We start from the raw sequence: 11,693 nt of genomic DNA on the forward strand, positions 1-11,693 counted from the left end.
CTACGGCTGGAGAAGTCGACGCTCACCCGCGGCCGAGGCCGCGGTGCCGGAGCCCGGGCGACGGGCGTGCCCGGCTCGCTGCGCCGGCGGCGATCGCCGGCCGGGCCACCGTGGCGCCGATCCTGCCACTGCCGATGAGTCCGATCGTTGTCATACCGGCGTGAACCCGACCGCCCGGCCGCGCATTCCGTCGCGGGCACTGTGACCGCCGACATATTTTCATACTTTGTCGATCGGAATACTGTCTCGGCATGACGGCACGTCCACCACGCACCCTCGCCATCGTCACCGGCGCGGGCGGACACCCCGGCCCGTACGAGCTGGCCCTCGACCCCGAGAAGTCCACAGTGGACACCGCTCGCCGGGTGGCGGAGCTCGCCGAGGCGGCCCGCATCGACGCGCTGTTCGTGCCCGACCTGCTGACCTTCGGCGCGCAGGGCACGATCGGGGCGCAGGAGCCGCTGGTGTACGTCTCCGCGCTGAGTCAGGTGACCTCGCGCATCGGGCTCATCGCGACGGTGTCGACCACGTTCCACCACCCGTACAACCTGGCCCGGCTCTTCGGCACGCTCGACCACGTCAGCAACGGCCGGGCGGCCTGGAACCTCGTCACGTCGTCGATCGGCGAGGAGAACTTCGGCCCCGGCGAACTGCCCGGCCCGCGGGAGCGCTACGCGCGCGCGGCCGAGACCCTCGACGTGGTCAACGCGCTGTGGGACAGCTGGGGCCCGGGCGCGCTGCGGACCGGCCCGGACGGGCGGGCCGTCCTCGACCCGAGCCGGGTGCGGCCGATCAACCACGCCGGCCGGTACTTCAGCGTCGCCGGCCCGCTCAACATCCCGCCGCTGCCACAGGGCCGCCCGGTGCTCGTCCAGGCCGGTCAGTCGGCGGACGGCATCGAGCTCGGCGCCCGCTACGCCGAGGTCGTCTTCACCGCGCTGTCCACGATGGACAGTGCGCGGCAGTACACCGACCGGATCCGCGCCCGAGCGGCCGAGCTGGGCCGCCGGCCGGGCCTGCCGCTCGTCTTCAGCTCCTTCCACGCCACGTTCGGCGCGACCGAGCAGGAGGCGCGACGGCTGGTCCGGGAACGCCACGACGGGATCGACTTCGAGGCCGGCCGGGCCTTGGTCGCCGACATGCTCGGCGGCGGCGTCGACCTGTCCGAGGCGCCACTGGACGCGCCGCTGCCCGAGAGCCTCCTGCCGGACGTGTCCGCCGTGCACCGGCGGCGCGGCCGCGTCGAGATCTTCAGCGGGTACATCCGGCAGGGCTACACGCTGCGCGAGCTCATCATCGCGGCGCAGGACACCGGCCACTGGAGCGTCGCGGGCACCCCCGAGCAGCTCGCCGACGCCGTCGAGGAGCGGTTCGAAGCCGGCGTGCTCGACGTGCTGTCGGTCGGCGGCCTGCACGACCCGGTCCAGCACGACTACGTCGTCAACGGCCTGCTGCACCACCTGCGCAAGCGCGGCATCGTCAAGGACGACTACCTGGGCCCGACCCTGCGCGACAACCTGAGCCTGCCCCTGTGAGAGGACCCGCATGAGCACCACGCCCCTGGCCGTCCTGGACCTGATACCCCGCAGCAGCGGTGCCAGCAACGCGACCGCGGTCGGCAACGCCGTCGACCTCGCCCGGCACGCCGAGCGCTTCGGCTACCGGCGGTACTGGTTCGCCGAGCACCACCTGAACCCGGGCGTGATCGGCGCCTCGCCGGCCGTCTCCATCGCGCTGGTCGCCGGCGCCACGAGCACCATCCGCGTCGGTTCGGCCGGCGTCCAGCTCGGCCACCGCCAGCCGCTGGCCACCGTCGAGGAGTTCGGGCTGCTCGACGCGGTGTACCCGGGCCGGCTGGACCTCGGCCTGGGCCGCTCGATCGGCCGGCAGCAACCGGCCCCGGCCGACGGCGGCAACGGGCAGCCGGTGACCGCTGCAGTGTCGGCGTATGCGGCCAACCGCGGCGGCGGCGCGCACGACACCGAGCAGCGCACCGGCAACGGGCTGCTGCTGCCCAAGCAGTACGACTTCGGCCGTCTGCTGGCCACGTCGGCGACGAAGGTGGCCACGCTGCTGCACCTGTTGCAGCAGCCCGGCGCCTACACCCCCGACTACGACTCCCAGATCAGCGACATCCTCGCGCTGCTGGCCGGCACGTACGTCTCCCCCGGCGGCGTCGCGGTGCGCGCCTATCCCGGCGAGGGCGCCGCGGTCGAGGTGTGGATCCTCGGCGCGTCCGGCGGCTCCAGCGCGACCGTGGCCGGCGAGCGGGGCCTGCGGTTCGCGGCCAGCTACCACCACAGCCCGAGCACCGTCATCGACGCCGTCGAGGCGTACCGGGCCGCGTTCCGCCCGTCCGCGGAGCTGGACCGCCCGCACGTCTCGGTGTCCGCGGACGTCGTCGTCGCCGAGACCGACGAGCGCGCCGCCGTCCTTGCGTCCGGCTACGGGTTGTGGGTGCGCAGCATCCGCTCGGGCGAGGGCGCGATTCCGTTCCCGACACCCGTGGAGGCGGCCCGCCACGAGTGGAGCCCCGAGGACCGCGAGCTGGTCCGGGACCGCGTCGAGACCCAGCTGGTCGGCTCGCCGCAGACCGTCGCCGACAAGCTCGAGCAGCTGCGCGACGCGACCGGCGCCGACGAGCTGGCGATCACCACCATCACCCACGACCACGCCGACCGGGTGCGCTCCTACCGCCTGCTGGCCGAGGAGTGGGCGCGCCGGGGCCACCTCGAAGGGACACCGCAGTGACCGACCTGCACCTCGCCGTCGCCCTGGACGGCGCCGGCTGGCACCCGGCCGCGTGGCGCAGCGCGGACGCCCGGCCGCGCGAGCTGTTCACCGCCGGCTACTGGACCGGCCTGCTCGCCGAGGCCGAGCGCGGCCTGCTCGACTTCGCGACGATCGACGACGCGCTCACCATCCAGTCCGCCGACCACTTCGCCCCGGACGCCCGCACCGACCAGGTCCGGGGCCGGCTGGACGCCCTGCTCGTCGCGGCCCGCGTCGCGCCCGGTTCGGCGCACATCGGCGTCGTGCCGACGGTGACCACGACGCACACCGAGCCGTTCCACACGTCCAAGAACATCGCCACGCTCGACTACGTCAGCTCCGGGCGGGCGGGTGTGCAGTTCCGCACCGGCGGCCTCGGCAGGAAGGCGGCGCTGTTCGGCCGCCGCGACCTGCCGCAGCTCAGCCTCGAGCTGCTGGAGACGCCCGAGATCCAGCGGTTCGTCGCCGAGCGGTTCGACGAGGCCGCGGACTACATCGACGTGGTACGGCGGCTGTGGGACAGCTGGGAGGACGACGCCGAGATCCGCGACGCGGCCACGGACCGGTTCGTCGACCGCGAGAAGCTGCACCACATCGACTTCGCCGGGCGCTGGTTCTCGGTGCGCGGGCCGTCGATCACGCCGCGGCCGCCCCAGGGCCAGCCGGTGGTCAGCGTCCTGGCGCACGCCACGGTGCCCTACCGGCTGGCCGCCCGGCAGGCCGACGTCGTCTTCGTGACCCCGCACGACGAGGCCGGTGCGAGGCAGATCCTCGACGAGGTCCGCGCCGAGGTCGCGGCCGCGGGGCGCGACGGCGAGCTGCAGGTCTTCGCCGACCTCGTCGTCTTCCTGGACCCCGGCGCCGGCGAGGCCGCCGCCCGCAAGGAGCGGCTGGACGCCCTCGACGGCGCCCCGCTGTTCTCGGATGCCCGCATTCTCGCCGGTACCGCCGAGACGCTGGCCGACCAGATCGAACAGCTGCACCGGCTCGGCTACGACGGGGTGCGGCTGCGCCCGGGCGCACTCCCGCACGACCTGACCGCGATCGCCGACCTGCTCGTGCCGCAGCTGCAGCGCCGGGGCCTGTTCCGCACCGAGTACACCGCCTCCACCCTGCGCGGCCACCTGGGACTGACCCGTCCCGCCAGCCGCTACCAGGCCGCGTAACCGCCTCCGAACGGATCGATGAACATGAGCCGACCCAAGAAGCAGATCATCCTCGGCCACTACCTCGGTGGCGTCAACCACCAGACCGTATGGTCGGACCCGGCCGCCGGCAGCCAGATCGACTTCGCCTCGTTCCGGCACGCCGCCGTGACCGCCGAGCGCGGCCGGTTCGACTTCTTCTTCCTCGCCGAGGGCCTGGCCCTGCGGGAGCGGCAGGGCCAGATCTTCGACCAGGACGTCATCGGCCGCCCGGACGCCATCACGGTGCTCACCGCGCTGGCCGCGGTGACCGAGCACCTCGGGCTCGTCGCCACCGTGAACGCCACCTTCAACGAGCCCTACGAGCTCGCCCGGCAGCTGGCCAGCCTCGACCACCTCTCCGGCGGCCGGGCGGGCTGGAACATCGTCACCTCCTCCGACGCCTTCACCGGCCAGAACTTCCGCCGGGGCGGCTACCTGCGGCGCGAGGACCGCTACGTGCGGGCCGCGGAGTTCCTGGCCGCCGCCCGGCGGCTGTGGGACTCCTGGGATGCCGGCGACGTGGTCGCCGACCAGGAGGAGGGGCGGTTCCTGCGCCGCGCCGACGCCGGCGCGTTCGCCTTCAGCGGGCGGCAGTTCGACATCGGCGGCCGGTTCGCGGTCCCCCGCAGCCCACAGGGGCAGCCGGTCATCCTGCAGGCCGGCGTCTCGGCCGAGGGCCGGGAGTTCGCCAGCGGCGGCGGCCCGGACGCGATCTTCTCGCCGTACCACACCCTCACCGAGGCGCAGGCGTTCTACCGCGACATCCAGCAGCGTTCCGCGCGGCACGGCCGCCCGCCCGGCTCGACGAAGATCCTGCCCGGCGCCGCCTTCGTGCTCGGCGACACCGAGGCCGACGCCGTCGAGCGCCACCGCGAGATCGCCCGGGCACAGATCAGCGGCCGCGGCGCCCAGATCCTGCTCGAGACCGTCTGGAACCGCGACCTGTCCGGCTACGACCCCGACGGGCCGCTGCCCGACGTGGAGCCGGCGCCCGATGACCCGCCCGTCATCCAGGGCCGGGCGCGCATCCACCAGAACGCGTCCGAGACCGTCGCCGAGTGGCGGGCGATCGCCGAGGCGAACCGCTACACGCTGCGGGAGCTCGCGATCCATGTCTTCGGCCGCACCGAGTTCGTGGGCACGCCGGCCCAGGTCGCCCAGCGCCTGGACGACTTCGTGCAGCAGGACGGCTCCGACGGCTTCATCATCGGCTCCCACCTGACGCCGACCGGCCTGGACGAGTTCGTCGACAAGGTGGTGCCGCTGCTGCAGGAGCGCGGTTCCCTGCGCACCGACTACGAGGGCACGACGCTGCGCGACAACCTGGGCCTGCCGGCCCTCGCCGAGCGCGTCGCGGTGTAGACGAGCGCACACGGCCGCGCTGTCGGCGTTGCCGAGCACCAGCTCGACCGGGCGGACTGACCGCCTCCTCGCTCATGGGGCGGGAGCCGGCGGGAGGAACAGGCCGTTGCTCGCGCTGAGGCCGCCGTCGCTGACGATGACCTCGCCGGTGATGTAGGAGGCGGCCGGGGACGCCAGGAACCAGATGACCTCGGCCTGCTCCCGCGGCGCGGCCCAGCGGCCAAGCGGGATGCGCCGGGTCAGGTCGGCGGCGCGCTCGGGGTCGTCGTGCACCGCGGCGTTGCGGGCGGTGCGGGTCAGGCCCGGCGCGATCGCGTTGATCCGGATGCCCTGGTGTGCGTAGTCGAGGGCGGCCGAGCGCACCAGATTCACCGCGGCGGCCTTCGTGGTGTTGTACGCCCACGTGTGCGGGTCGCCGCGCAGAGCGGCGACGGAGGCGGTCACGATCACAGCGCCGCCGCCGGATGCGCGCAGCGCGGGCGCCGCCGCGCGGATGCCGAGCGCGGCGCCGCGGACGTTGACGGCGTGGATCGCGTCGAGCGCCGCGATCGCGCCGTCGTCCTCCAGCGGCGGCGCCCCGCCCGCGCCGGCGTTGAGCACCGCGGCGTCGAGCCGGCCGAACCGGTCGACGGCCAGGGCCACCATCTCCCGGTTGGTGCGCTCCTCGGCCACGTCGCCGAGCAGCGTCGCGACGCCGTCCACACCGGACAGTCCGGCGAGGCGCTCCGGGTCGTTGTCGACCGCCACGACCCCGAAGCCGCGCTCCGCGAACAGTTCCGCCGCGGCGCGCCCGATGCCGCTACCGGCGGCCGTCACCACGACCGCCTTGCGCGATGCACTCAAACCGGCCTCCCGAGGTAGCCGGGTAATCCTATCTGACAAGTCTACTTACGGCCCGCCGCTCAGGCGTGGGCCTGGACCCAGACGAGGACGCCCGCTACCCCGGCCAGCCAGGTGCCGAACGTGGCGGCGGTCCCGGCGATCAGGCCCGAACGGGCCCGGGCGCCGAGCGCGGCGGCCGCCAGGCCCGCGACGAGCAGCGTGGCGGCGACCGCCGGGATGCCGAAGACGATGCCGACGACGATGGCGCCGTCGCGCGGGTTGGGCGTGCAGCCCCAGCCGAGGCCGTCGCAGCCGGCGCCGCTGTGCTCGCTCGGCAGCACCAGCACCCAGGCCACGAACGCGGCGACCAGCAGCGCGTGCCAGCCGAGGACGGTCCCCAGGCCGCGCAGGATGACGGCGGGCCGGGAGGAGCGAGTGCGCGGAGCGTCGGTCACGGTTCGACGGTATCGACGGGCCGGGCGCCGATGATCCGTCGTCGTGCTCAGATCGGGTTAGGTACCGTTACTCACCCTGTCGAGCGTCGGCACGGCGGCCAGCAGGGACTTGGTGTACTCGTGGGCCGGATCGGTGAACACGTCGGTGACCGGGCCCTGCTCGACCACCCGTCCGTCGTGCATCACCAGCACCCGGTCCGCCACGTGGTGGATCACGCCCAGGTCGTGGGAGATGAACAGCAGCGCGGTGCCGTCGGCCGCCTGCAGGTCGGCGAGCAGGTCGAGGACCTGGGCCTGGATCGACACGTCCAGCGCCGACACCGGCTCGTCGCAGACCAGCACGTCCGGGCGGGGGCCGATGGCGCGGGCGATCGCGACCCGCTGGCGCTGCCCGCCGGACAGGGCCCGCGGGTGACGGCCCAGGTGCTCGGCGCCGAGCCCGACCCGCTCGAGGAGCTCCACCACGCGGTCGCGGCGAGCCCGGCCGCGCTCGAGGAGCGCTTCGCCGACGAGGCGCTCCACGGTGTACCGCGGGTCGAACGAGCTCAGCGGGTCCTGCGCGATGACCTGCAGGCGCCGGCGGTGCGGGCGGCGGCGGCGCTCGGGCACGCCGGTCCAGTCGACCTGCCCGGAGCCGCTGCCGAGGCAGATCGTGCCCGCCGACGGCTCGACGAGGCCGAGCGCGATGCGGGCCACGGTCGTCTTGCCCGAGCCGGACTCGCCGACGACGCCGAGGGTCTCGCCGCGGGCCAGGGTGAAGGAGACGTCGTCGACGGCGTGCCTGGTGCGGTACCACTTGTGCAGCCCGGACGCGGACAGCACGATCCGGTCGGGCTCGACGTTGCGCGGCGGCAGCGGCTCCGGCTCGGTCACGCTGAGGCGCCGGCCGCGCGACTCAGCGGTCGGCACGGCGGCCAGCAGCAGCCGGGTGTACGGGTGCGCGGGCGCGGCGAGGACCTGGGCCGTCGGGCCCTGCTCGACGATCTCGCCGGCGCGCATGACGAGCACCCGGTCGGCGATCCGGGACACCACCGCGAGGTCGTGGCTGACCAGCAGCACGGTGGAGCCGGCGGCGCGACGCTCGGCGAGCAGGTCGAGCAGCTGGGCCTGGACGGTCACGTCGAGCGCGGTCGTCGGCTCGTCGGCGATGAGCAGCGGCGGGTCGGCGGCGATCGCGGAGGCGATGAGCGCCCGCTGGCGCAGGCCGCCGGAGAGCTGGTGCGGGTACTGGCGCGCTCGTTCCTCGGGATCCGGCACGTGTACCGCCGACAGCAGCTCGGCGACGCGGGCCGGGCGGTCGGCGGGGCGGCCGATGCCGTGCGCGCGCAGCACCTCGCCGATCTCGGCGCCGACGGTGTTGAGCGGGTCGAGCGAGACGAGGGCGTCCTGCAGCACCAGGCCGGCGACCCGGCCGCGCAGCCGGCGCCAGTCCCGCTCGCCGAAGCCGAGGGTGTCGCGGCCGTCGAGGGTCAGCCGGGCGGCGCGCACCTGGGCCGCCGGGCCGGCCAGGCCGACGAGCGTGCGCGCAGTGACGCTCTTGCCCGAGCCGCTCTCCCCCACCAGCGCGACGCACTCGCCCGGCTCGATGTCGAAGCTGACGCCCCGCACAGCCTGCACCGGGCCGGGGAACGTGACGTGCAGGTCCTGCACGGACAGCAGCGGCGCCATCAGCGCCTCCCTTCGAAGCGGGCCTGCAGGCGGCGGCCGACGGCGGTGAGCGCGATGACGGTCACGGTGAGCGTTGCGCCCGGCAGGATCGCCGACCACCAGGCGACCCGCAGGTAGTTGCGGCTTTCCGAGAGCATCGCGCCCCACTCCGGCGACGGCGGCTGCGGGCCCATGCCGAGGAAGGACAGCGCGGAGGCGTTGACGATCGCCGTGCCCAGGCCGATGGTGGCGAGGATCGGCAGCGGGCCGAGCACGTTGGGCACGATGTGCCGCCAGGCCAGGCGGGCGCGGGACAGGCCGAAGGTGACCGCCTGCTCGACGTAGCCGGCGCGGCGCACCAGCAGCGTCTGCGCCCGCACGATCCGGCCGTAGCGCGGCGCGAACGCCAGGGCGATGGCCAGGATCAGGCTCGGGGTGCCGGGCTCGGTGAACGCGATGAACAGCAGCGCCAGCAGCACCTCGGGGAACGACGAGAGCACGTCCAGCGCCCGGCTGATCACCTCGTCGACCGCGCGGGGCGCGAGGCCGGCAAGCAGCCCGAGCACGCCGCCGGCCAGCACGGACAGCAGGGTCGCGGTGAGGCCGATGAACAGGGAGTAGCGGGCGCCGTACACGGTCCGGGTGAACACGTCCCGGCCGAGCTGGTCGGTGCCGAACCAGTGCGCGGCGCTCGGCGCCTGCAGCGCGGCCATCGGGTCGGCGGCGAGCGGGTCGGTGTGCGTGAGCAGCCCGGGCGCGACGGCGGCGACGGCGACCAGCGCCAGGAACAGCCCGGCGATCGGCAGCCCGGCCGGCAGCCGGCCCGGGCGGGCGGGCGCCGCGGCGGGTACCGGCAGCGTGACGTCCATGAGGTTCAGCCCTTCCGCAGTCGCGGGTCGATCAGCAGGTACGCGAGGTCGGCGACGGTGCTCAGCGCCACGTAGATCGCGGCCGAGAGCATCACCACCGCCAGCACCACCGGGATGTCCTTGGTGCCGACCGCGTCGGTGGCGACCTGGCCGAGGCCCGGCCGGCCGAAGACGCGCTCGACGACGACGGCGGCGCTGAGCAGGAAGCCGATGAGCGTGCCGGCGAGGGTGACGGCGGGCAGCAGGGCGTGGCGCAGCGCGTGCCGCCACAGCAGCGCCTGCCGGGTCAGCCCGCGGGACCGGGCGGTGACCGCGAACGGCTCGTCCAGCGCCCGCTCCAGGCCCTCGCGGATGACCTGGCTGAGCAGGCCGCCGAGCGGCAGGGCGAGGGAGAGGGCGGGCAGCACGAGCGCGGAGGCGTCGCGGTCGCCGGAGACCGGGAACCAGCCGAGGCGGAAGGAGAAGACGCTGAGCAGCAGCACGCCGATGAGGAAGCCGGGCGCGGAGACGACCGACAGCTCCAGGGCCGAGACCAGGCCGCGGACCCAGCGGCCCCGCCCGGTGCTCACCAGGGCCAGCCCGACCGCGATGACGACCGTGAACGCGCTCGCCACCAGGGTCAGCTTCACCGTCGGCCAGACCTGGCTGGCGATGATGTCGGCGACGGGTCGCTGCAGGATGTAGGAGCGGCCGAAGTCGCCGTGCAGCAGGCGCCACAGGTAGGCGACGTACTGCACCACGGCCGGGCGGTTCAGGCCGAGGTCGGCCGCGATCTGGGCGCGGATCTGCGGCGTGTCCGGGCCGTCGCCGACGAGGGTGTCGACGGTGTCGCCCGGTGCCAGGTGCAGTGCGAGGTAGGCCGCGGTGGCGGCGGCCCAGAGGACCACCGCCCCGCTGCCGAGACGTCGCAGGACGGCTCGCCACATCGCTACTTGCCGATCCAGACGTTGTATGCGCTGGCGGGCACCCCCGCCGTGGGCTCGAAACCGAGCCCGCCGATCCTCTTCTGGGCGGCGATCTGGTCCGCCGGCGCGTAGAGCGGCAGCAGCGTCGCGTTGTCGTTAAGGGCGCGCTGCACGGCCACGTAGGCGTCCTTGCGCTTCGCGGTGTCGGTGGTGGCCGCCGCGGTGGCGATCTGCGACTCCAGGTCGGCGCTGGTGAAGCCGTGCCGGTTGATGGGCGCGCCCTTGGGCACGATGAGGGTGAGCGCGGCGCCGGCGTCGGTGTCGGCGCGGGAGTTGTCGAAGACCTCGAACTCGTTCTTGTTCAGCGCGTCGGTGGCGGTGCCCTGGTCGACGACCTTCACCTGCAGGTCGATGCCGGCGGACTGCTTGACCGCGGCCTGCACGGCCTGCGCGAGGATGTCGCGCTTGTCGCGCACGAACGGCGCGGAGAGCACGATGCGCACGGTGAGGCGCTTGCCGTCCTTGGTGCGGAAGCCGTCGGCGTCCTTCGTGGCCCAGCCGGCCTGGTCGAGCAGGCTGTTGGCCTCGGCGGCGTTGTTGCCGTAGCTCTTCTCCAGCGACGGGTCGTAGAACGGGCCCGACGGGCTGAGGATGCTCCAGGCGCGGGTGGCCGTGCCGCGGTACACCCCCTGCAGCACCGCGTCGACGTCGACCGCGTCGCGGAAGGCCTTGCGGACCCGGATGTCGTCGAACGGGGCGCGGGTCTGGTTGAAGTAGTAGTTGTAGGCGGTGCCGCTGTTGAGGTGCTGCGCGAACTGCAGGTTGGGATCGGCCTTGACCAGGCCCTGCTCGGTCGCCGGGACGCCCTCGATGACGTCGACCTGGCCGGAGGTCAGCGCGCCGACGCGCACCGAGGACTCCTTGAGGAAGCGGTAGGTGATTCCGTCGAGGTAGGCCGCGCCCTGGTGGCCGGCGTTGGCCGGGGCCCAGTTGTAGGCGGGGTTCTTCTTGTAGTGCACCTCCTGGCCCTTGGTGTAGCGGTCCAGGATGAACGGGCCGGTGCCCACGACGTCGGGGCCGCCGGCCTTCAGGTTGGGGCTCTTGAGCGACTTCGGCGAGATCTGCGCGCCCTGCGGCGAGGCGAAGAAGTCGAGGATGAGCACGTCGGGCTGCTTCAGGTGTACCGCGATCGTGGTCGGGTCGACGATCTGCGCGTCCTTGAAGTTCTTGAGCTGGGTGGCGGTCACGCCCGGGGCGTAGCCGGGCACGAACAGCTGGTCGAGGTTGGCCTTCACCGCGGCGGCGTCGAACTTCTCGCCGTCGTGGAAAGTGACGTCGTCGCGGAGCTTGAAGGTGTACGTCAGGCCGTCCGCCGATACGTCGTAGGAGCGCGCCAGCCAGGGCAGGTACCCGCCCTTGTCGTCGTGGGTGAGCAGCGCCTCGAAGCTGTTCCAGACCAGCAGGCGGGCCTTGGCCTGCGCGTACAGGTGCGGGTTGAAGGTGATCGGCTCGGTCTCGACGGCCCAGGTCAGCGAGCCGCCCTGGAGCGGCGCGCCGGCGTCGGCGGCCGGGTCGGCAGCGGCGCCGCCGCAGCCGGCGAGGAGCAGGCCGGCGGCGACTATGACGGCAGCAAATCTACGCATGGGAGATCCTTGGGCAGGCAGCAAGAAGGGA

The 11,693-nt window shown here is 73.8% G+C and carries 10 protein-coding genes; 4 read left to right on the forward strand and 6 right to left on the reverse strand.

Annotated features, from left to right (window positions below; all coding sequences use genetic code 11):
* Nucleotides 1-251 precede the first annotated feature (251 nt).
* Genes ABD901_RS27685 through ABD901_RS27700 form a run of 4 tightly spaced genes read left to right on the forward strand, consistent with a single transcriptional unit; the run spans nucleotide 252 to nucleotide 5,321 of the window.
* Nucleotides 252-1,535 carry an NtaA/DmoA family FMN-dependent monooxygenase gene (locus tag ABD901_RS27685; RefSeq protein WP_345130707.1) on the forward strand — a complete coding sequence of 428 codons (1,284 nt, stop codon included), beginning with the start codon at nucleotides 252-254 and terminating at the stop codon, nucleotides 1,533-1,535.
* Nucleotides 1,536-1,545: 10 nt separating this feature from the next.
* Nucleotides 1,546-2,751 (forward strand): LLM class flavin-dependent oxidoreductase, encoded by a 1,206-nt coding sequence (locus tag ABD901_RS27690; RefSeq protein WP_345130709.1) that lies wholly within the window; start codon nucleotides 1,546-1,548, stop codon nucleotides 2,749-2,751.
* The gene (locus ABD901_RS27695) at nucleotides 2,748-3,938 is read left to right on the forward strand and encodes an LLM class flavin-dependent oxidoreductase (protein WP_345130711.1); all 1,191 of its coding nucleotides are present in this window, start codon (nucleotides 2,748-2,750) and stop codon (nucleotides 3,936-3,938) included. The genes ABD901_RS27690 and ABD901_RS27695 overlap by 4 nt, the downstream gene beginning before the upstream one ends.
* 24 nt (nucleotides 3,939-3,962) lie before the next feature.
* Nucleotides 3,963-5,321 (forward strand): NtaA/DmoA family FMN-dependent monooxygenase, encoded by a 1,359-nt coding sequence (locus ABD901_RS27700; RefSeq protein WP_345130713.1) that lies wholly within the window; start codon nucleotides 3,963-3,965, stop codon nucleotides 5,319-5,321.
* 72 nt (nucleotides 5,322-5,393) lie between these two features.
* Here ABD901_RS27700 and ABD901_RS27705 read toward each other — a convergent pair whose 3' ends face one another.
* The 6 genes from ABD901_RS27705 to ABD901_RS27730 are packed head-to-tail and all read right to left on the reverse strand — an operon-like array spanning nucleotide 5,394 to nucleotide 11,662.
* On the reverse strand, nucleotides 5,394-6,164 hold the full coding sequence (locus ABD901_RS27705; RefSeq protein WP_345130715.1) for an SDR family NAD(P)-dependent oxidoreductase: 771 nt from the start codon (nucleotides 6,162-6,164) through the stop codon (nucleotides 5,394-5,396).
* 59 nt (nucleotides 6,165-6,223) lie between these two features.
* Complete coding sequence (locus tag ABD901_RS27710) at nucleotides 6,224-6,598, reverse strand: hypothetical protein (protein WP_345130717.1); 375 nt, start codon at nucleotides 6,596-6,598, stop codon at nucleotides 6,224-6,226.
* A gap of 57 nt (nucleotides 6,599-6,655) precedes the next feature.
* Nucleotides 6,656-8,266 carry a dipeptide ABC transporter ATP-binding protein gene (locus tag ABD901_RS27715; protein WP_345130720.1) on the reverse strand — a complete coding sequence of 537 codons (1,611 nt, stop codon included), beginning with the start codon at nucleotides 8,264-8,266 and terminating at the stop codon, nucleotides 6,656-6,658.
* Nucleotides 8,266-9,114, reverse strand: a complete 849-nt coding sequence (locus ABD901_RS27720; protein ID WP_345130722.1) for an ABC transporter permease — start codon at nucleotides 9,112-9,114, stop codon at nucleotides 8,266-8,268. The genes ABD901_RS27715 and ABD901_RS27720 overlap by 1 nt, the downstream gene beginning before the upstream one ends.
* Nucleotides 9,115-9,119: 5 nt before the next feature.
* On the reverse strand, nucleotides 9,120-10,040 hold the full coding sequence (locus ABD901_RS27725; protein ID WP_345130724.1) for an ABC transporter permease: 921 nt from the start codon (nucleotides 10,038-10,040) through the stop codon (nucleotides 9,120-9,122).
* A 2-nt stretch (nucleotides 10,041-10,042) separates the two neighbouring features.
* A complete protein-coding gene (locus ABD901_RS27730) occupies nucleotides 10,043-11,662 on the reverse strand; it encodes an ABC transporter substrate-binding protein (protein ID WP_345130726.1) in 1,620 nt (539 codons plus the stop codon).
* Nucleotides 11,663-11,693: the final 31 nt, after the last annotated feature.

It is taken from the genome of Dactylosporangium darangshiense (assembly GCF_039537565.1).
Classification (GTDB): Bacteria; Actinomycetota; Actinomycetes; order Mycobacteriales; family Micromonosporaceae; genus Dactylosporangium; species Dactylosporangium darangshiense.

Bases quoted from the DNA above. Each gene is read 5' to 3' on its own strand.
- ABD901_RS27685 (WP_345130707.1), top strand. From the start codon at position 252: ATGACGGCACGTCCACCACGCACCCTCGCCATCGTCACCGGCGCGGGC.
- ABD901_RS27690 (WP_345130709.1), top strand. From the start codon at position 1,546: ATGAGCACCACGCCCCTGGCCGTCCTGGACCTGATACCCCGCAGCAGC.
- ABD901_RS27700 (WP_345130713.1), top strand. From the start codon at position 3,963: ATGAGCCGACCCAAGAAGCAGATCATCCTCGGCCACTACCTCGGTGGC.
- ABD901_RS27715 (WP_345130720.1), bottom strand. From the start codon at position 8,266: ATGGCGCCGCTGCTGTCCGTGCAGGACCTGCACGTCACGTTCCCCGGC.
- ABD901_RS27720 (WP_345130722.1), bottom strand. From the start codon at position 9,114: ATGGACGTCACGCTGCCGGTACCCGCCGCGGCGCCCGCCCGCCCGGGC.
- ABD901_RS27725 (WP_345130724.1), bottom strand. From the start codon at position 10,040: ATGTGGCGAGCCGTCCTGCGACGTCTCGGCAGCGGGGCGGTGGTCCTC.
- ABD901_RS27730 (WP_345130726.1), bottom strand. From the start codon at position 11,662: ATGCGTAGATTTGCTGCCGTCATAGTCGCCGCCGGCCTGCTCCTCGCC.